Source organism: Pseudomonas sp. TH08 (genome assembly GCF_016651275.1).
In the GTDB taxonomy this organism is placed as follows: domain Bacteria; phylum Pseudomonadota; class Gammaproteobacteria; order Pseudomonadales; family Pseudomonadaceae; genus Aquipseudomonas.
On sequence record NZ_JAEKEE010000001.1, the window covers coordinates 538,588 to 558,192 of the forward strand.

Below are 19,605 nucleotides of genomic sequence, written 5' to 3' on the forward strand. Positions count from 1 at the left end.
GTTGCGATGGAGAATTGCATGACCCGTTACGCTCTGATCACTGGCGCCTCCAGCGGCATTGGCCTGGCCATGGCCGAAGCGCTGGCCCGCCGCGGTCGCAGCCTGATTCTGGTGGCCCGACAGCGTGATCAGCTGGAAAGTATCGCAATCGAACTGACCCAACGCTTTGGCGTGGAAGTGTTGTTCCGTGCCTGTGACTTGGGTGAGCCATTGCGCCTGTCCGGTTTCTTGCTGGAGCTGGAAGAAGGTGACCGGCAGATCGACTTGCTCGTGAATTGCGCCGGTATCGGTACCTGCGGCCCGTTCCTGGCGCAGGACTGGATGACCGAACAAGACCTGATCGAGGTCAACATCCTCGCCCTGACCCGTTTGTGCCACGCGATCGGCAACAGCATGGCGTTACAAGGTGGAGGGCAAATCCTCAACGTCGCGTCAGTGGCCGCGTTCAATCCCGGCCCGTGGATGAGCACCTACTACGCCAGCAAGGCCTATGTGTTGCACTTCTCCGAAGCGTTGCGCGTTGAGCTCAAACAAAGCGCAGTGAAAGTTTCGGTGCTGTGCCCCGGCCCGACCCGCACGGCATTTTTCCGCACCGCGCAACTGAATAGCGACAAACTCAAAGACAGCAAAATGCTGATGAGCCCAGAAGAAGTTGCGCTGTACACTGTGCGCGCGCTTGAAAAAAACCGCGCCATTATCATTCCGGGACGGCGCAATCGCTGGTTCGCGTTTCTACCGCGACTGGGTTCGCGCTGGCTCAACCGCACCATCGTCGGCATGGTCAATAAGGCTTACTGCCCGCGCTGAAGCGTCTGACGGCAAAACACTGGGCGGGTTCATTCCCCATGAGTACACTCAGGCCAGCCCAAACAACGGAGAAAACAGCAGTGGATACTCTGTTCACCAAGATCATCAACCGGGAAATCCCGGCCAAGATCATTTACGAAGACGACCAGGTTCTGGCGTTTCACGACATCGCCCCTCAGGCACCGGTGCATTTTCTGGTAATCCCGAAAAAACCGGTACGCACCCTCAATGACCTGACCGAAGACGACAAGGCGTTGGCCGGGCACATCCTGTTCACAGCGCAGCGTCTGGCACTGGAACTGGGCTGCGAGGAAGGCTTCCGCGTGGTGATGAATTGCAATGAACAGGGTGGGCAGACCGTCTATCACATTCATATGCACGTACTCGGTCAGCGCCAGATGAACTGGCCGCCGGGTTAAGACACACCGCGACCAGCGTGTAGGAGCTGCCGAAGGCTGCTCCTACATATGAGCCCATCAAGCGTGGCAAATGACCCAGCGCAAACCTTCTCCGGCCGATTCGGTTAAACTGGCCGCCGAGATTCTTCCCGGAGGTCAGCATGACTACCCAACGTCACTACTCGCCGATTGACCGTCTTCTGCTGCAAGCCGATGCCGCGATGCGTACCTTGCTGCCCTTCAGTGGCCAACCGTACCGTCCGTCACCAGCGATCCTGCAACCGGAAACGCAAATGAGCGACGAGGACACCCGCCATGTCGCCGGTCTGATGCGCATTAACCACACCGGTGAAGTCTGCGCCCAGGCCCTGTATCAAGGGCAGGCGCTGACCGCCAAGCTGCCGCAGGTGCGCGAGGCTATGGAGCACGCGGCCGAAGAAGAGATTGATCATCTGGTCTGGTGCGAACAGCGCATTCATCAGTTGGGCAGCCACACCAGCATTCTCAATCCACTGTTTTATGGCATGTCGTTCGGGATTGGCGCGGTGGCCGGGTTGATCAGCGATAAGGTCAGCCTGGGGTTTGTTGCGGCGACCGAGCACCAGGTGTGCAAGCACTTGAATGAACATCTGGAGCAGTTGCCGGCGGAGGATGAGAAGTCCCGGGCGATTCTGCAGCAGATGCGCACTGATGAAGAACATCATGCGCAGAGTGCGCTGGAGGCTGGGGGTTTCCGTTTTCCGGCGCCGGTGAAGTTTGGAATGAGTATTTTGGCGAAGGTGATGACCAAGAGTACTTATCGGATTTGAGAGATGTATCGCTTCAGAGGGCCTCTTCGCGAGCAGGCTCGCTCCCACAGGGAATTGTGGCGGGCATGAAAAAGGCGACCCGAAGGTCGCCTTTTTTTGTGCCTGCAATCTTAGGTCGGCATGTTGCGCGCGTAGAAGATTTCAAGCATTTCGTGTTTCACCCGGTCGGTGACCTGAGCGCGCTGCTCAGGAGACAGGTTGCTGGTGGCGTCGCCGAACAGGTAGTTATCCAGTTCGAAGTTCTTCAGCAGCATTTTGGTGTGGAACAGGTTTTCCTGGTACACGTTCACGTCGGTCATCTGGTACGCGTCGCGGGTGTCTTCAGAAAGGTAGTTCTGGATCGAATTGATCTCGTGGTCGATGAAGTGCTTGTTGCCTTCAACGTCACGGGTGAAGCCGCGCACACGATAATCCACGGTCACGATGTCCGAATCGAACTGGTGAATGAGGAAATTGAGCGCTTTAAGCGGTGAAATGACACCACACGTCGACACGTCGATATCCACTCGGAAAGTCGCAATACCGTCGTCCGGATGGATTTCCGGATAGGTGTGCACCGTGATGTGGCTCTTGTCGAGGTGGGCCAGGATAATTTCGGGCAACGGGCCCGGCGATTCTTCGATCTGGCTTTCAGTCGGGGTGACCGGCTCTTCAGAAATCAGAATCGTGACGCTGGCGCCCTGAGGCTCGTAGTCCTGACTGGCAATGTTCAGGATGTTGGCACCAATGATCTCAACAACTTCTGTGAGAATCTGCGTCAGGCGTTTCGCGTTGTACTCTTGATTGATGTACTCGACGTAAGCCTGCTGGTCTTGCGGGGTTTCCGCGTAGCAGATGTCATAGATGTTGAAGCTCAAGGTCTTTGTCAGGTTATTGAACCCGTGGAGCTTGAGTTTGCTTTTCACCGTTAAAAACTCTCTATGTATGCGGCCCGGCCGCGTGATCAAGCATGCCCGTCAAGTGCGAACAACGCACCTGCGTAGGACGGTTAACACCTCTTCGCGATGGCGATTTTGGTTATCTGTTCAGGCGGCTGATCCGTCGGTTGACCGATCACTGCCCTGAAAAAAGTGGCGCATTATGCAGACGTCAGCGGGGGATCGCCAGAGTCTGCACTGCTTTTATGATAGTTGAATGTCGGTTCAACCGAGTTCGACGATTTCATAATCGTGAGTGATTGCCACACCAGCCGCGCCAAGCATGATCGAGGCAGAGCAATACTTCTCGGCGGACAGCTCGATGGCGCGTTTGACCTGGGCTTCTTTCAAGCCACGGCCCTTGACCACGAAGTGCATGTGGATCTTGGTAAACACCTTTGGATCTTCGGTCGCGCGCTCGGCTTCGAGGAAGGCTTCGCAGCTTTCTACGGCCTGACGGGACTTCTTCAGGATGCTGACCACGTCGAAATTGCTGCAACCGCCAACACCCAGCAGGAGCATTTCCATCGGACGAACACCCAGATTACGCCCACCGGCGTCCGGCGGACCGTCCATCACCACAACATGACCGCTGCCGGATTCGCCGAGGAACATGGCTTCGCCAGCCCATTGGATGCGTGCCTTCATCGCCAAGACTCCATTGTAAAAAAAGGGTCGCCAGCTTAGCACACGGCCTTGCCCGGGCAGCGTGCGACCTTCCTGGGACTGATACCCATGCCCTGTAGGTAATTTCTCGAATTTGCGACGAAGTGTCTGTTAAGCTGGCGCCAATTCGCTGGCGCCCATGCCAGCCTGTGTAGCGACCACCTCCAGCGCCTCATAAAAAAACCAAACATAACCGTGCAGTCTTTTCGGGATACAACCATGGTTGCTATTACCCCAACCCCCAAAATCAAGAACCTCGACAAGCTGTTGATGCATTGCCAGCGCCGTCGCCATGCGGCCAAGAGCAACATCATCTGTGCCGGCGACCGTTCGGACACGCTGTACTTCATCATCAAGGGTTCGGTGACGATCCTGATTGAAGATGACGACGGCCGCGAAATGATCATTGCCTATCTGAACGCCGGGGATTTCTTTGGCGAATTGGGTCTGTTCGAACAGGCCGGCCAGGAACAAGAGCGCAGTGCCTGGGTGCGAGCCAAGGTCGAATGTGAAATTGCCGAAATCAGCTACGCCAAGTTCCGCGAATTGTCGCAGCAGGATCCAGACATTCTTTACGTCCTCAGCGGACAAATCGCACAACGTCTGCGCAACACCACACGCAAGGTCGGCGATCTGGCATTTTTCGATGTAACCGGTCGCGTAGCCCGTTGCCTGCTCGAACTGTGCAAGCAACCGGACGCCATGACTCACCCGGATGGCATGCAGATCAAAGTGACCCGTCAGGAGATCGGCCGAATTGTCGGTTGTTCGCGGGAGATGGTCGGTCGCGTCCTCAAGGATCTGGAGGAACGCAACCTGGTCGACGTGAAGGGTAAGACCATGGTGGTCTTTGGTACGCGATAAGCTCGAAAATCAGGCGCTGTACATCTGCGCCAGCATCAAACGAAACAGTTCATCGAGACGCGCCAAGGCCTGTGGCGCGTTGAACTTCTCATGCAGGCCAATGTGGCTTTCGGCGCGCACTCGTTGCTCCAGGCCACAGGCTTCGTTGAAGCGGTTGACCGCCGCGACCATCGACTCACGCTCGTTATCCATCAGCATCGCGCCGTGCACCAGCCCGACCGGACGCTGGCCGCCCTGACTCTGGCGCCAGCGCTGGGCGGTGCCGACCATTTTGCGCCCGTCGAGGTTGACGTTAAAGCGACCGTCGCAGAATGCACCGTCGATTTCCCCCAACGATGACGCACCGCCCAACTCATCAAGCAACTGACAGATCGGATCGCACAGTCGCCGGTAACCGGTTTCGATGCGGTTCAGATCGCCTTCGCTGCGTGGCGGAGCGTAAACCAGAGCGATGTTGATCGTCGCCGCCGATTGCGGGACCGGTTCGCCGCCGGTTTCGCGCAACAGGACTGGCCAGCCAGCGGCAGCGGAGACTTCGCAGGCGTGATCGAAATCGGGTAGCCGATTGAGACGGCGAGGCATGACAAGGGCGCGGTCGCTGGGTTGCCAGAACAGCAGGCCGAATTCGCTGTCGCCGGCGCAGACCGAAGCCAGCAGATCCTGTTCGGCTTGCAGGCCGGCTTCGATGGTCAAAGAGGTGGGCAGCGACATGGAAGGCTCCGGCAGATCTGGAATCTTTGGGGATTTTTAGGGCCTCTTCGCGAGCAGGCTCACTCCCACATGGGAAATGCATTCCAAATGTGGGAGCGAGCCTGCTCGCGAATGAGTCGACTCGATCTGGAGCTTATCAGTCGAGGGTCGAACCGCTGATTGGAACACCACGCTCCGGGAAGAACAGTCGCTGCAGTTCAGTCCCCGGGCTTTCGGCGCGCATGAACGCTTCGCCCACAAGGAACGCGTAGACGTCGCTGATTTCCATCAGCTCGACGTCGGCGCGGTTGAGGATGCCGCTCTCGGTGATCACCAGACGATCGCGCGGAATGCGCGGCAGCAGGTCGAGAGTGGTTTCCAGGCTGACTTCGAAGGTATGCAGATTGCGGTTGTTGACCCCGACCAACGGCGTGTCGAGGGTTTTCAACGCGCGCTCGAGCTCATCGCCGTCATGTACTTCTACCAGCACATCCAGGCCAACGCCTTTGGCCACGGCAGCCAGTTCGGCCATTTTCACGTCATCCAGTGCGGAGACGATCAGCAACACACAGTCGGCGCCCAGCGCGCGAGCTTCAATGATCTGATAGGGATCGATCATGAAGTCCTTGCGGATCACCGGCAGTTTGCAAGCGGCGCGAGCCTGTTGCAGATAAGCATCGGCACCCTGGAAATAATCGATATCGGTGAGCACGGACAGGCAGGTCGCCCCGCCCTTCTCGTAGCTTTTGGCGATGTCGGCCGGCACGAAATTTTCGCGGATAACACCTTTGCTCGGCGAAGCCTTTTTGATTTCAGCAATCACTGCAGGTTGCTTGGTCTTCGCCTGTGCCAGCAAGGCCTGAGCGAAACCACGGGGTGCATCGGCCGCCTTGGCCAGACTTTCCAGCTCGCTCAGGCTGACGCGGGCGCTACGTTCGGCGACCTCCTGGACTTTGCGGGCCAGAATGTTTTCCAGAACCGTCGGTACACTCATCCCTCATTCTCCACTCTGAATACCGCGGTAAAGGCACCCAGCTCCTCGAGTTTCTCCCGAGCGAGGCCGGTGTGCAGAGCGTCGTGCGCAAGCTCGACACCCTGTTTCAAACTGCTGGCGACGTCGGCGGCGTACAGCGCCGCGCCGGCGTTGAGCACAATCATTTCGGCGGCTTTCTGGCCGTTTTCGGTCTTGCGCTTGCCCAAAGCATCGCGGATGAGCGCCAGCGAAGCTTCCGGTCCTTCGACCGAGAGACCGTGCAGGCTCTGGCTCTTCATGCCCAGATCTTCTGGCTCGACCCAATACTCAGTGATTTCGTTGTTCTTCAGCTCGGCAACGAACGTCGGCGCGGCGAGACTGAACTCGTCAAGACCATCTTTCGAATGCACCACCAGCACGTGCTTGCTACCCAGACGTTGCAGTACTTCGGCTAATGGCCGGCACAGCGCCTGAGTGAAAACGCCCACTACCTGATGTTTCACACCGGCCGGATTCGTAAGCGGGCCGAGCATGTTGAACAGCGTACGCAGACCGAGATCGCGGCGCGGGCCGGCAGCGTACTTCATGGCTTTGTGGTGGGTCTGGGCAAACATGAAACCGATGCCGACGTTGTCGATGCAACGGGCGACCTGAACAGGCGTCAGGTTCAGATAGATACCCGCGGCTTCCAGCAAGTCGGCGCTGCCGCTCTTGCCCGAAACTGCACGGTTACCGTGTTTGGCCACGGTGCAACCGGCTGCCGCGACAACGAACGAGGACGCTGTCGATACGTTGAAGATATTTGCACCGTCACCACCGGTACCCACGACATCGACCACGCCGTCGAGGGTCTTGAGTTCGACTTGATCGGCCAGCTCGCGCATCACCGATACAGCGCCGACGATTTCGTCGATGCTCTCGCTTTTCATGCGCATGGCCATCATGAACGCGCCAATCTGCGCGTCGGTGCATTGGCCGGTCATGATTTCGCGCATCACGTCGCGCATTTCATCGGTGCTGAGATCGAGGTGATCGACGATACGGCTCAGGGCTGTCTTGATATTCATGGGAAGTCCTTAGCGCGTGCCGCCGGTTTGTTTGAGGAAGTTGGCAAACAGTTCATGACCCTGCTCGGTCAGAATCGACTCGGGGTGGAACTGTACGCCCTCAATGTTCAGGGTCTTGTGACGCAGGCCCATGATTTCGTCGACCGAACCGTCATCGTGTTGCGTCCACGCGGTCAGCTCCAGGCAATCGGGCAAAGTATCGTGCTTGACGATCAGCGAGTGGTAGCGGGTGACTGTCAGCGGATGATTCAGACCTTCGAAAACGCCCTTGTCCTCGTGGAATACCGGGCTAGTCTTACCGTGCATGACTTGGCGGGCGCGCACAACATCACCACCAAAAGCCTGGCCGATGGACTGGTGGCCGAGGCAGACGCCGAGGATCGGCAGTTTGCCGGCGAAGTGTTTGATGGCTTCGATGGAGATACCGGCTTCGGTCGGTGTGCAAGGGCCTGGGGACACCACGATACGCTCAGGCTTGAGCGCTTCGATCTCGGCGACGGTCAATTCGTCGTTGCGCACGACTTTGACTTCGGCACCCAGCTCGCCGAGGTATTGCACAACGTTGTAAGTAAAAGAGTCGTAGTTGTCGATCATCAGCAACATGGCGTTTCGAACCTCTTGAATTCTGACTTGAAGACAGCCTTCAGGTGACTTGCCCGCAGGGCGCTGCACGATGTCGGACGCAGGAACACGCATCGGCACAGCGGCATTTCAAACGGGCAAGGAAGGCAAAGCGATACAGATCCGGCGGGGCCGGCAGAAAAGATTCAGGCGCGCCAACGCCAGCGGGCGTGTGCCTTGATGACTTGATCCAGAAGTTTGCTGGTGATCAACACGGGGAAGGTCTCGTTCATACGTTCCGGCACAGTAACTTAGCTGGGCGGGGCGTGCAATATGGCGGGGCCTGCGGGGGAGAAATCTATAGGAGGGTTCGCGACCGATGGCACTAGGCCGCAAGTTTTTGGTACTGTCGTTTCGTTCACCTACAACAATAAATAAACGGACTTGCTCATGATCAAACAGACGTTGTTTGTACCGCTGGCCGGCTGCTTGCTCGCACTGGCCTGTGCTCAGGCGAATGCCGCACCCAATCCTTATTCCAACTTTGTGGTCTTTGGCGACAGCCTCAATGATGCGGGGACTTTCACCGATCCTGGCGGCCCGGCGGGCGCCACTCAGCGCTACACCAACCGGACCGGACCGCTCTATAAGGATGGCACCGGTGAAAACCGTAACCTGAATGCCACACAGATCATCGGTGGCAAACTCGGTTTCAGCCCGGACCAGACCGCCTCGTCCTCTTCGGCGGTACGCGCCGGTGAAGGCCTGCCGGACGGTAACAATTGGGCAGTCGGCGGTTATCGCACCGACCAGATTCTCGATTCAATCACCACGCAATCCGCCACGGGTGAGCGCACGCGCGCCGGCTACCTGCCGTCCAACGGTTTCCGTGCCGACCCGAATGCGCTGTATTACATATCCGGCGGCGGTAACGACTTCCTGCAAGGCCGCATACTCAGCCCTGATCAGGCCAGTTCTGCGGCGGATCGACTGGCCGACAGTGTCCGCACACTACAAGGCGCCGGCGCCAAATACATCATGGTCTGGCTGCTGCCCGACATTGGCCTGACCCCGGCCATCAACGGCTCGCCATTGCAGAGTTTCACCTCGCAGCTCAGCGCGCAGTTCAACACTGAACTGGTCGGCCAGTTGCAGAACATCAACGCCGAAATCATTCCTTTGAACATTCCAGTGCTGCTCAAGGAAGCGTTCGCCAACCCGGCGCAGTTCGGTCTTGCTACCGATCAGAACCTGACGGCCACTTGCTTCAGCGGCAACAGTTGCACCGAGAACGCCAGCTACGGCATCAACAGCGCAACGCCAGATCCGACCAAGCTGATCTACAACGATGCGGTGCACCCGACCGAAGCCGGCCAGCGCCTGATTGCCGACTACGCCTACTCACTGCTCGCCGCCCCATGGGAATTGACCCTGTTGCCGGAAATGGCCCAGGGCACTTTGCGTGCGCATCAGGACGAACTGCGTAACCAATGGCTGGCTGACTGGGAGAACTGGCAAGGCGTCGGCCAATGGCGGGCGATTGTCGCCGGCGGTGGCCAGCATCAGGACTTCGACGACCAGCACAGTGCGGCAAGCGCCGACGGCAATGGTTACAACCTGAACATCGGCGGCAGCTATCGCCTCAATGAAGCGTGGCGCGTCGGCGTAGCGGCCGGTCTCTATCACCAGAAACTTGAAGCCGGCGACGCCGACTCGGACTACAAACTCAATTCCTACATGGGTACGGCGTTCGCGCAGTACCAGCAGAACCGCTGGTGGGGTGACTTGGCCATTACCGCCGGACACCTCGATTACGACAGCTTGAAGCGCAAGTTCCAGCTCGGGGTCAACGAACGTGGCGAGAAGGGTGATACCGACGGCTACGTACTGGCCATCGGTGGTCGTGTCGGCTACGACATCGCGCCTGACGCCAGCAGCCCATGGCACCTGTCGCCATTCGTGAGTGCCGATTTCGGCAAAGTTGAAGTCGACGGCTACTCGGAAAACGGCGCGGACTCCACAGCGCTGACCTTCGATGACCAATCGCGTAACTCCCGCCGCCTCGGCCTCGGCATCCAGGGCAAGTATCAGATCACCGCACAGACCCAGGTGTTCGGCGAGTTTGCTCATGAACGTGAGTACAACGACGACACCCAGGATCTGACGATGAACCTCAACAGCCTGCCGAACAATCGCTACACTCTGGACGGCTACACGCCGCAGACCAATCTGAACCGCCTGAATCTGGGCGTGAGCCACAAACTGACTCAGGACCTGGCCCTGCGCGCAGGCTACAACATCCGCAAGGATGATGACTTTACCCAGCAAGGGGTCAATGTTGGGGTGGTGTTGGACTTTTAAGCGTTTAGAGCAAAAGATCGCAGCCCGCGGCAACTCCTGCAGGGCTGTTGCAAGTTATAAAAAAGCGGCGCCCTCACAGGCGCCGCTTTTTTTATGCATCACATTTTCTGTAGTGATGGACATTGCCTGTGGCGAGGGGATTTATCCCCGCTGGGGCGCGAAGCGGCCCCTAAACCAAACACCTCGGTGTATCAGGCAAACCGTATGCAATGGTTTTACGACTGCTGCGCAGTCGAACGGGGATAAATCCCCTCGCCACAAAAGCCCTCTCACACTGGGGATAGGGAATTAGTCCGGGGTTTGTTCGGCCAGGGCTACGGCGCGGAACATGGCGCGGCGTTTGTTCAGGGTTTCTTCCCATTCCAGCGCCGGCACCGAGTCGGCGACGATGCCGCCACCGGCCTGCACGTGCAGTTCGCCGTTCTTGATCACCGCGGTACGGATCGCAATCGCGGTGTCCATGTTGCCGTTCCAGGCGAAGTAACCGACGGCGCCGCCGTAGACACCACGCTTGACCGGTTCCAGCTCGTCGATGATTTCCATCGCACGAATCTTCGGCGCGCCGGACAAGGTGCCCGCCGGCAGAATCGCCCGCAGCGCGTCCATCGCCGTCAACCCTGCTTTCAACTGACCGGTGACGTTGGAAACAATGTGCATCACGTTGGAGTAACGCTCGATGACCATTTTCTCGGTGAGTTTCACCGAGCCGATTTCCGAAACGCGGCCAGTATCGTTACGGCCCAGATCGATCAGCATCAAGTGCTCGGCGATCTCTTTGTCGTCCGACAGCAGGTCTTCTTCCAGCGCCAGATCCGCCTCTTCAGTCGCGCCACGTGGGCGTGTGCCGGCAATCGGGCGCACGGTGATCAGGTTGTCCTCGACTCGCACCAGCACTTCCGGCGAACTGCCGACGACATGGAAATCGCCGAAGTTGAAGAAGTACATGTATGGCGTCGGGTTGAAGCAGCGCAGTGCGCGATACAGATCGATCGGTGCAGCCTTGAAGTCGATCGACATGCGTTGCGACGGCACGACCTGCATGCAGTCACCGGCAAGGATGTATTCCTTGATGGTGTCGACGGCCTTTTCGTAATCGTCCTGAGTGAAGCTTGAGCGGAATACCGGATCAGCCGATTGCTGCTTGCTGAAATCCAGACCACGACGCGGGGTGATCGGCTGGCGCAGTTTCTCCAACAGTCCCTGCAATTGCGCCTGACCTTGCTCGAAGGCATCAGCCTGCGAAGGATCAGCCAGTACGATCGCGTGCATCTTGCCGGCGAGGTTGTCGAAAACGACGACGGCGTCGGAGACCATCAGCAGAATGTCCGGCACGCCCAGCGGATCCGGGTTCGGACATTTGCCCAGACGTTTTTCCACGTAACGCACGCAGTCGTAACCGAAGTAACCGACCAGACCGCCGTTGAAACGCGGCAGACCGGCGATGGTCGGCACGTTGTAGCGCGCCTTGAAGATTTCGACGAAGGCCAACGGATCTTCAACGTCGTGGCTTTCGGTCTCGACGCCATCGACAGTGATGCTGACGTGATGATCGTGAACCCGCAGCACCGTGCGGCACGGCAGGCCGATGATCGAGTAACGCCCCCACTTCTCCCCGCCCTGCACTGATTCGAGCAGGTAGGAGTTGGGCTGGTCGGCCAGTTTCAGATAGATCGACAGCGGCGTGTCGAAGTCGGCCAGGGTTTCGCAGGCCATCGGAATGCGGTTGTAGCCGTCAGCGGCCAAGCGCAGGAATTCTTCGCGGATCATGAGGTGCCTCGTGGTGTGAGGTGTAATCAGTCAGGTATGCAAACGCGCCGGCAGGCCGGCCAGGAACGAGTCAGGCGCGCCAACGCCAGCGGGCCAGGGCCTTGATGACTTTCATCCAGAGTTTGCGAGTGACCACCACGATGGCGTTTCCAGAAGGAGATTGAGAAGCGTCGGGCAACGTTATCTCAGCGGCCGTACCGAGGCAACCGGGAATTAGCTTGCGCAGATCGTCGATCACCAGCGCCGGCGACTCCTCGGCAATCGGCCGGCCATGGTTGTAGCCATAGCTGAGCGCGACACATTTGACCCCCGCCGCTTTCGCCGCCAGCACATCGCTGCGCGAGTCACCGACGAACAACGATTGCGAGGCCGGAATGTTGGCCATTTTCATCACGAAGAACAGCGCGGCCGGGTCAGGCTTCTTCTGCGGCAAAGTATCGCCGCCGATGATCCACTTGAAGTAACGGCCGATTTTCATCTGATCCAGCAGTGGCGCGACAAAGCGCTCCGGCTTGTTGGTGATCAGCGCCATGGCCACACCTTGCTTTTGCAGCCACTTGAGGGTGTCGCGCGCGCCGGGATAGACCACGGTCAACGCATGGCTGGCGCCGTAGGCTTCCATAAACACTTCGAGCGCATGTTCGGCCTCGACGTCATCCACCGCCGAATGATCGATACCACCGGCCAACGCCCGGCGCACCAATACGGGGGCGCCATTGCCAACCCACTCGCGCACCGACTCGATGCCCGCTGGCTTGCGGCCGAGGGAGAGCAGCATGTTGTCCACCGCCGCTGCCAGGTCAGGAACCGAGTCGATCAGCGTGCCATCCAGATCGAACATCACCAACCTTGGCAGTTTGCCCGGGAACAGCTGCTCAAAACCGCTCATGGACGGGCCAGAGCCAGTTCGGCACGCATCTTGTCGATGACTTCCTGATAGTTCGGTGCGTTGAAGATCGCCGAGCCGGCGACAAAGGTGTCGGCGCCAGCCGCAGCGATTTCACGGATGTTGTTGACGTTGACGCCGCCGTCGATTTCCAGACGGATGTCGCGGCCCGAGGCATCGATGATCGCCCGCGCTTCGCGCAGTTTGTCGAGTGTGCCGGGAATGAACTTCTGTCCGCCGAAGCCCGGGTTGACGCTCATCAGCAAGACCATGTCGACCTTGTCGATTACGTACTTGAGCACGTCCAGCGGGGTCGCCGGGTTGAACACCAGACCGGACTTGCAACCGCCCTCGCGGATCAGTTGCAGCGAGCGATCGACGTGCAGCGTGGCTTCCGGGTGGAAGGTGATATAGGTGGCGCCGGCCTCGATGAAGTCGCCGACAATGCGATCCACCGGGCTGACCATCAGGTGTGCGTCGATTGGTGCGGTGACGCCGTACTTGCGCAACGCCGCGCACACCATCGGGCCGATGGTCAGGTTGGGCACGTAGTGGTTGTCCATGACGTCGAAGTGAACGAAGTCGGCGCCAGCGGCGAGGACATTGTCTACTTCTTCGCCGAGGCGGGCGAAGTCGGCGGAGAGAATCGACGGAGCAATTACGAAGGGCTGCATGACGCACCTTTTCTGAGCTAAATCACGATGGCGCGCATTGTATACCTCAAGTTTCCGCGCGCGCACCGTGACTGCGATGATTGGGTTGGGCCATGACCGATGACTGGCGGCGACTCAGTAAGCCGCGCGATAGATCTTCTCGATGTCCACAGCGCTGAGTTTGCGTGGGTTGTTGCGCATCAAACGCTCGATGCCCGCCGCTTCCACAGCCATGGCCGGGATCGCTTCTTCCGGTACACCGAAACTGCGCAGCCCGACGGGAATTTCCACTGCCGCACACAGGTCAGTCATCGCCTGCACGGCTTTGTCTGCTGCCTCGGCAGCGCTCAGATGAGCGGTCATCACGCCCATGGCTTCGGCAATATCCTGCATGCGTTCGACGCAGGCCATTTTGTTCCAGGTCATGACATACGGCAGCAGCAAGGCGTTGCTGACGCCATGGGCAATATTGAAACGCCCGCCCAGCGGATACGCCAGCGCATGCACCGCACCGACCCCGGCGTTACCGAACGCCATGCCGGCCATCAGGCTCGCGGTGGCCATGTCTTCGCGCGCTTGCAGGTTGGCGCCGTTGGCATAGGCCTTGGGCAACGCCCTGGCAATCAATTTGATCGCGCCGATGGCTAGGGAATCGGTGATCGGCGAGGCGTTCACCGACAAATAGGATTCGATGGCGTGCACCAGCGCGTCAACGCCACTGGCGGCGGTGACACTGCGTGGGCAAGTCAGGGTCATCTGCGGGCTGACCAGCGCGACGTCCGGCAATAGATAGTCGCTGACGATGCCCTTCTTCAGTTGCGCAACCTTGTCGGAAAGAATTGCGACGTTGGTGACCTCGGAACCGGTGCCGGCGGTGGTCGGAATCGCGATCAGCGGCGGGCCTTTGCGCGGCACTTGGTCAACGCCGAACAAATCCTCCAGCGCGCCATGGTATCCGGCATAGGCCGCAACACTTTTGGCGATGTCGATGGCACTGCCGCCACCGAGGCCGATCAAACCGTCATGCCCGCCTTCGCGGTAAACGCGCATGCAATCTTCGACGATGGCGATTTCCGGATCCGGCAGCACGCGGTCGAAAATCTCGTACTCACGCCCACCCAACTGGCACAGCGCCAACTCGACCGTGCCTGATTTGACCAGCGCAGCGTCGGTGACGATCAGCGGGTTGTCGATATCCAGCCGTGTGAGTTCCGCCGCCAGTTGCTCGATGGCCCCGGCGCCGGTGATCAGTTTGTGAGCGATTTTGAACTGGGAAAGACTCATCGTGCGCAGCCTCTTATAGATGTGGGAGCTGGGCACAAGATTAGCTGAGGGTTTGGCGTTGTCTGCTATTCAGGTGGTGAATGACTCGCCACCGATCTCCTGTAGGAGTGAGCCTGCTCGCGATGGCGTCTGGTCAGACACTCTTACAGTGACTGATGCACGGCAATCGCGAGCAGGCTCACTCCTACAGGGGAATGCGTCAGACCTGAGCGGTGCGCAGTTTTTCGCTGCGGCCACGTAGCCATTCCAGGGTCAGCAGCAGGATGACCGAGAACGCGATCAGCAAGGTCGCAGCAGCGGCAATCGTCGGGCTCAGGTTCTCGCGAATCCCGCTGAACATCTGCCGAGGCAACGTCGCCTGTTCGGGGCCGGCGAGAAACAGCGTCACCACCACTTCATCGAACGACGTCGCGAAGGCAAACAGCGCCCCGGAAATCACCCCCGGCGCAATCAGCGGCAAGGTCACCCGGCGGAACGCTGTCAACGGCGATGCTCCGAGACTCGCCGCAGCACGCACCAGATTATGGTTAAAACCCTGCAACGTCGCCGACACCGTGATGATCACAAACGGCACGCCCAACACCGCATGCACGACGATCAACGAGAAGAAACTGTTGCCCAACCCCAACGGGGCGAAGAACAGATAACTCGCCACACCAATGATCACCACCGGCACCACCATCGGCGAGATCACCAGCGCCATCACCAGCGACTTTCCGGGGAAGTCGCCGCGGGTCAGGCCAATCGCTGCCAGCGTGCCGAAGACCATCGCCAGCACGGTAGCGGCCGGGGCGACGATGATGCTGTTCTTCAGTGCGCGCATCCATTCCGCCGAGGCGAAGAAGTCCTGATACCAGTGCAGCGAAAAACCTTGCAGCGGATAGACCAGGAAACTGCCCGAGTTGAACGAAAGTGGCACGATCACCACCACCGGCAGAATCAGGAACAACAGAATCAAGCCGCAAAGAATCCGCAAGCTGTAGAACCACACCCGTTCGATGGGTGACATGTAAGGACTCAGCATCTCAAATTCCCCTTAGCTCAGGCGCAGGCGACTGGCGCCCACCAGCCAGCTGTAGATCAGATAAAGCACCACGGTCGCCAGCAGCAACAATCCGCCGAGCGCAGTGGCCATGCCCCAGTTGATGCTGGTGTTGGTGTAGAACGCGACGAAGTAGCTGACCATCTGATCGTTCGGGCTGCCGAGCAGCGCCGGGGTGATGTAGTAACCAATGGCGAGGATGAACACCAACAGGCACCCGGCGCCGACACCGGCATAGGTCTGCGGGAAATACACCCGCCAGAAACTGGCGAACGGGTGGCAGCCCAGCGAAATCGCGGCACGCATGTAGGTCGGCGAGATCCCCTTCATCACGCTGTAGATCGGCAGAATCATGAACGGCAGCAGGATGTGCACCATCGAGATGTACACGCCGGTGCGGTTGAACACCAGTTCCAGCGGTTTATCGATGATGCCCATGGCCAGCAGCGCGCTGTTGATCAGTCCGCCCGATTGCAACAGCACAATCCACGCCGCGACCCGTACCAGAATCGAGGTCCAGAACGGCAACAGCACCAGAATCATCAGCAGATTGCTCTGACGCGATGGCAGGTTTGCCAACAGATAGGCCAGTGGATACGCGAGCAACAGGCAGATCACGGTAATGATCAGGCCCATCCAGAAAGTCCGCGCGAAGATGTCGAGGTAGATCGCCTGATCCGGGGTGGCCGGGGCGATTTCGCCGAGGTCGTCGATACGGTGATCGACGGCCGCCAGCAAGTAGTAAGGGGTGATGCTGCTGGTATTGCGTTTGACTGCTTGCCAGTAGGCTGGATCGCCCCAACGCTCGTCGAGCGCTTCCAGTGCTTCTTTATAGGAGGCTGGTTCGCTGGCGAATGGCAGCGCCCGAGCAGTTTTGGTCAGCAGGCTGCGATAGCCGGCCAATTCCATGTTCAGGCGTTTGGACAAATCGCCCAAGGTCTGGTTTTTGCGCGCTTCGGCGAGGTCTTCGCCGGCAGCCTTATAGACCGGTTCAGCGGGCAGGCCGCGGCCGTCCCAACTGGCGATGGCCGCCACGGTGCGCGGCATACCGCCGACCACTTCGGGGTTGCCGACGCTTTTGTAGAGCAGCGCCACAATCGGCACCAGGAACACCAGCAACAGAAACAGCACCAGCGGCGCAATCAACGCCTGCGCCTTCCAGCGGTTGACCCGCTCGGCGCGCTTGAGCTTCTGCTTCAAAGTGGGGCTGGCGCCCTCGTTCAGGGGAACGGCGATGGCCATGACGTACTCCGCAAATCTTTGATCGTTACAGCGGTGGCGAGCCACCGCTGTTGTGTTGAAACACCACTACTTGTGGAAGCGAACCTTCCTGAGAGAGCGAACCTTGTGGCGAGGGGATTTATCCCCGTTCGGCTGCGCAGCAGTCTTAAAACCATACACCTCGTTGTGTCAGGCAGTGTTCATGGCTGGATTTACGACTGCTTCGCAACCCAACGGGGATAAATCCCCTCGCCACAAACTCACCCTCGCCATCTCCCATACAGGTGAAACAGTGGTTATTTCGCGGCCCAGGAGTTGAAGCGCTGCTCCAGTTGCTCGCCGTTGTCAGCCCAGAAGCTGACGTCGATCTGCACCTGGTTGGCGATGTTTTCCGGGGTGGTCGGCATGTCTTTCAGAACATCCTTGGCCAGCAGCGGTACAGCCTGGGTGTTGGCCGGGCCGTAGGCGATGTTTTCCGAGTAGGTCTTCTGCTGTTGCGGCTGCACCGAGTAGGCGATGAACTTCTTCGCCGCTTCGGCACGCTTGGCGTCCAGACCTTTCGGGATCGCCCACGCGTCGAAGTCGTAGATGCCACCGTTCCACACCACTTTCAGGTTGGATTCTTTCTGCACTGCCGCGATGCGACCGTTGTAGGCCGAGCTCATCACCACGTCACCGGAAGCGAGGTACTGCGGCGGTTGCGCGCCCGCTTCCCACCACTGAATGCTTGGTTTCAGCTCGTCGAGTTTCTTGAACGCGCGGTCCTGGCCACCCTTGCTCGCCAGCTCTTTGTAGACGTCTTTCGGCGCAACGCCGTCGGCCATCAAGGCGAATTCGAGGGTGTACTTGGCGCCTTTACGCAGGCCACGCTTGCCCGGGAATTTCTTGGTGTCCCAGAAATCTGCCCAACTGGTCGGCGCGGTCTTCAGCTTGTCGGCGTTGTAAGCGAGCACGGTCGACCAGACGAAGAAACCAACGCCGCAAGGCTGAATCGCGCCTTTGACGTAGTCTTCAGTCTTGCCGAACAACGCTGGATCGAGTTGCTCGAACATGTCTTCGTCGCAGCCACGGGACAGCTCTGGCGATTCAACCTCGACCAGATCCCACGACACGCTCTTGGTGTCGACCATGGCTTTGACCTTGGCCATTTCGCCGTTGTATTCGCCGGCGACGATCTTGCCGTTGCCTGCCGCTTCCCACGGTGCATAGAAGGCTTTGACTTGCGCCGCCTTGTTCGCCCCGCCAAACGACACCACGGTCAAATCCGGGCCAGCGGCCATTGCGCTGGCCGCACCCATCAGGCCCAGGGTCAGGGCGGTGAACTTCAGGGATCTCAACATTTATTGTTCTCTCCACGTGCAGGGTTGGTGTTGGTATTGCCGGGGCGATTAATGCGCCTCTAGAAGTGGATCGAGCGCACGAACGTGCTCGACCTGCCAGCCAAGCGGTACCACGTCACCGACGGCGAGCGCTGGATCGAGCTCGGCAATCGGTTGTTTCACGAAGAAGTCGGTCTTGCCGCAGACTTCCAGGCGCACCCGGACGTGGTCGCCCAGATAGATGAATTCCGCCACCCTCCCTGAGAAGCGGTTGACGCATTGATCGCTCGAACCGTTGAGGCTGACGCGTTCCGGACGGATCGACAGCGTCACCGGTTCGCCAGTCTGGCCAACGTTGACCGCCAGCGCCTCGACCTTCTCGCCGCGGCCCAACTCGACCACGCAGCGCTCGCCGCTCTGGCTGAGCAGGCGACCGTTGAGGCGATTGTTCTCGCCAATGAAGTTGGCAACGAAGGTGTTTTTCGGCTCTTCGTAGAGCGAGCGCGGTGGCGCGATTTGCTGGATCTCGCCCTGATGGAATACAGCAACGCGGTCGGACATGGTCAGTGCTTCGCCCTGGTCGTGGGTCACGTAGACCACGGTCACGCCGAGACGCTGGTGCAGATGTTTGATTTCCATCTGCATGTGTTCACGCAGCTGTTTGTCGAGGGCGCCGAGCGGCTCGTCCATCAGCACCAGTTGCGGTTCGAACACCAGCGCCCGGGCCAGCGCGACACGTTGCTGCTGGCCGCCGGACAATTGCGCCGGATAGCGCGAGGCGAAGGCGTCGAGCTGCACCATGCTGAGGACTTTTTTCACTTTGTCGCTGACGTCGCTTTTGTTCAGGCCACGTACGCTTAGCGGGAACGCGAGGTTTTCCGCCACGGTCATGTGCGGGAACAGCGCGTAGTTCTGGAACACCATGCCAATGTCACGCTTGTGCGGTGGCACGTTGTTGATCGAGCGCCCGGCGAGGAGGATTTCACCGGCGGTCGGCGTTTCGAAACCGGCGAGCATCATCAGGCTGGTGGTCTTGCCGGAACCGGACGGCCCGAGCAGGGTGAGGAATTCGCCTTTGCGAATGTCCAGGTTGAGGTCTTTGACGATCAGGTTCTCGCCATCGTAGCTCTTCTGCACTCCACGAAAGCTGACCAGCACATCACTGGCCCCTGCGTTTGATTCGACCTGGCTCATACCCACACCTTTGTTGTTGATGACTGCTTGTGGGTTAAGCCTAGTGGCTGGCGACAGGCGCGCAAATCGGGGCGCAGGAGAGAATCGCCTCAGCCGGATGGAAGGTTGGGTGTAGGGATTGCCCTA

Annotated in this window: 19 protein-coding genes; 5 read left to right on the forward strand and 14 right to left on the reverse strand. The window is 59.1% G+C overall.

The genetic code is table 11. The features are described from left to right. Positions 1-18 precede the first annotated feature (18 nt). From JFT91_RS02605 to coq7, 3 genes are all read left to right on the forward strand, one after another. Positions 19-807: an SDR family NAD(P)-dependent oxidoreductase gene (locus JFT91_RS02605; RefSeq protein ID WP_042561362.1), complete on the forward strand. Its 789-nt coding sequence runs from the start codon at positions 19-21 to the stop codon at positions 805-807. An 80-nt stretch (positions 808-887) separates the two neighbouring features. Then, a complete protein-coding gene (locus JFT91_RS02610; protein ID WP_127647765.1) occupies positions 888-1,226 on the forward strand; it encodes a histidine triad nucleotide-binding protein in 339 nt (112 codons plus the stop codon). 140 nt (positions 1,227-1,366) lie between these two features. Beyond that, positions 1,367-2,014: a 2-polyprenyl-3-methyl-6-methoxy-1,4-benzoquinone monooxygenase gene (coq7, locus tag JFT91_RS02615; RefSeq protein WP_201228710.1), complete on the forward strand. Its 648-nt coding sequence runs from the start codon at positions 1,367-1,369 to the stop codon at positions 2,012-2,014. Positions 2,015-2,124: 110 nt separating this feature from the next. Here coq7 and speD read toward each other — a convergent pair whose 3' ends face one another. Together speD and JFT91_RS02625 are read right to left on the reverse strand one after the other, a co-directional pair. Further along, on the reverse strand, positions 2,125-2,919 hold the full coding sequence (gene speD, locus JFT91_RS02620; RefSeq protein ID WP_016983471.1) for an adenosylmethionine decarboxylase: 795 nt from the start codon (positions 2,917-2,919) through the stop codon (positions 2,125-2,127). A gap of 237 nt (positions 2,920-3,156) precedes the next feature. Continuing rightward, positions 3,157-3,579, reverse strand: a complete 423-nt coding sequence (locus tag JFT91_RS02625; RefSeq protein ID WP_003228794.1) for an OsmC family protein — start codon at positions 3,577-3,579, stop codon at positions 3,157-3,159. A 237-nt stretch (positions 3,580-3,816) separates the two neighbouring features. On the opposite strand from JFT91_RS02625, the gene crp reads away from it, so the two are divergent. Next, positions 3,817-4,461: a cAMP-activated global transcriptional regulator CRP gene (gene crp / locus JFT91_RS02630; RefSeq protein ID WP_103304388.1), complete on the forward strand. Its 645-nt coding sequence runs from the start codon at positions 3,817-3,819 to the stop codon at positions 4,459-4,461. 9 nt (positions 4,462-4,470) lie between these two features. Here crp and JFT91_RS02635 read toward each other — a convergent pair whose 3' ends face one another. From JFT91_RS02635 to JFT91_RS02650, 4 genes are all read right to left on the reverse strand, one after another. Then, positions 4,471-5,172, reverse strand: coding sequence for a lipoate--protein ligase family protein (locus tag JFT91_RS02635; protein WP_201231481.1), 702 nt, complete (start codon positions 5,170-5,172; stop codon positions 4,471-4,473). A gap of 136 nt (positions 5,173-5,308) precedes the next feature. After that, positions 5,309-6,145 carry an indole-3-glycerol phosphate synthase TrpC gene (gene trpC / locus JFT91_RS02640; RefSeq protein WP_201228714.1) on the reverse strand — a complete coding sequence of 279 codons (837 nt, stop codon included), beginning with the start codon at positions 6,143-6,145 and terminating at the stop codon, positions 5,309-5,311. Further along, positions 6,142-7,191 (reverse strand): anthranilate phosphoribosyltransferase, encoded by a 1,050-nt coding sequence (trpD, locus tag JFT91_RS02645; RefSeq protein ID WP_007918805.1) that lies wholly within the window; start codon positions 7,189-7,191, stop codon positions 6,142-6,144. Before trpD ends, trpC begins: the two co-directional genes overlap by 4 nt. A gap of 9 nt (positions 7,192-7,200) precedes the next feature. Continuing rightward, positions 7,201-7,794, reverse strand: a complete 594-nt coding sequence (locus JFT91_RS02650) for an aminodeoxychorismate/anthranilate synthase component II (RefSeq protein ID WP_201148906.1) — start codon at positions 7,792-7,794, stop codon at positions 7,201-7,203. Positions 7,795-8,202: 408 nt separating this feature from the next. On the opposite strand from JFT91_RS02650, the gene estP reads away from it, so the two are divergent. After that, complete coding sequence (gene estP / locus JFT91_RS02655; RefSeq protein WP_201231482.1) at positions 8,203-10,113, forward strand: esterase EstP; 1,911 nt, start codon at positions 8,203-8,205, stop codon at positions 10,111-10,113. Between the two features lie 288 nt (positions 10,114-10,401). Here the strand turns inward: estP and trpE are convergent, their stop codons facing one another. The 8 genes from trpE to JFT91_RS02695 form a co-directional block, all read right to left on the reverse strand. Continuing rightward, a complete protein-coding gene (trpE, locus tag JFT91_RS02660) occupies positions 10,402-11,880 on the reverse strand; it encodes an anthranilate synthase component I (RefSeq protein WP_201231483.1) in 1,479 nt (492 codons plus the stop codon). 70 nt (positions 11,881-11,950) lie between these two features. Beyond that, positions 11,951-12,769, reverse strand: coding sequence for a phosphoglycolate phosphatase (locus JFT91_RS02665; RefSeq protein ID WP_201231484.1), 819 nt, complete (start codon positions 12,767-12,769; stop codon positions 11,951-11,953). Continuing rightward, positions 12,766-13,440: a ribulose-phosphate 3-epimerase gene (gene rpe / locus JFT91_RS02670; protein ID WP_201148902.1), complete on the reverse strand. Its 675-nt coding sequence runs from the start codon at positions 13,438-13,440 to the stop codon at positions 12,766-12,768. The genes JFT91_RS02665 and rpe overlap by 4 nt, the downstream gene beginning before the upstream one ends. A 114-nt stretch (positions 13,441-13,554) precedes the next feature. After that, positions 13,555-14,703 carry an iron-containing alcohol dehydrogenase gene (locus JFT91_RS02675; protein ID WP_201231485.1) on the reverse strand — a complete coding sequence of 383 codons (1,149 nt, stop codon included), beginning with the start codon at positions 14,701-14,703 and terminating at the stop codon, positions 13,555-13,557. 199 nt (positions 14,704-14,902) lie between these two features. Further along, on the reverse strand, positions 14,903-15,727 hold the full coding sequence (locus tag JFT91_RS02680; protein ID WP_201231486.1) for an ABC transporter permease: 825 nt from the start codon (positions 15,725-15,727) through the stop codon (positions 14,903-14,905). 12 nt (positions 15,728-15,739) lie between these two features. After that, positions 15,740-16,987, reverse strand: coding sequence for an ABC transporter permease (locus tag JFT91_RS02685; protein WP_103304397.1), 1,248 nt, complete (start codon positions 16,985-16,987; stop codon positions 15,740-15,742). 275 nt (positions 16,988-17,262) lie between these two features. Then, complete coding sequence (locus tag JFT91_RS02690) at positions 17,263-18,306, reverse strand: ABC transporter substrate-binding protein (protein ID WP_008085222.1); 1,044 nt, start codon at positions 18,304-18,306, stop codon at positions 17,263-17,265. Between the two features lie 48 nt (positions 18,307-18,354). Then, the gene (locus tag JFT91_RS02695; protein WP_201148898.1) at positions 18,355-19,479 is read right to left on the reverse strand and encodes an ABC transporter ATP-binding protein; all 1,125 of its coding nucleotides are present in this window, start codon (positions 19,477-19,479) and stop codon (positions 18,355-18,357) included. Positions 19,480-19,605: the final 126 nt, after the last annotated feature.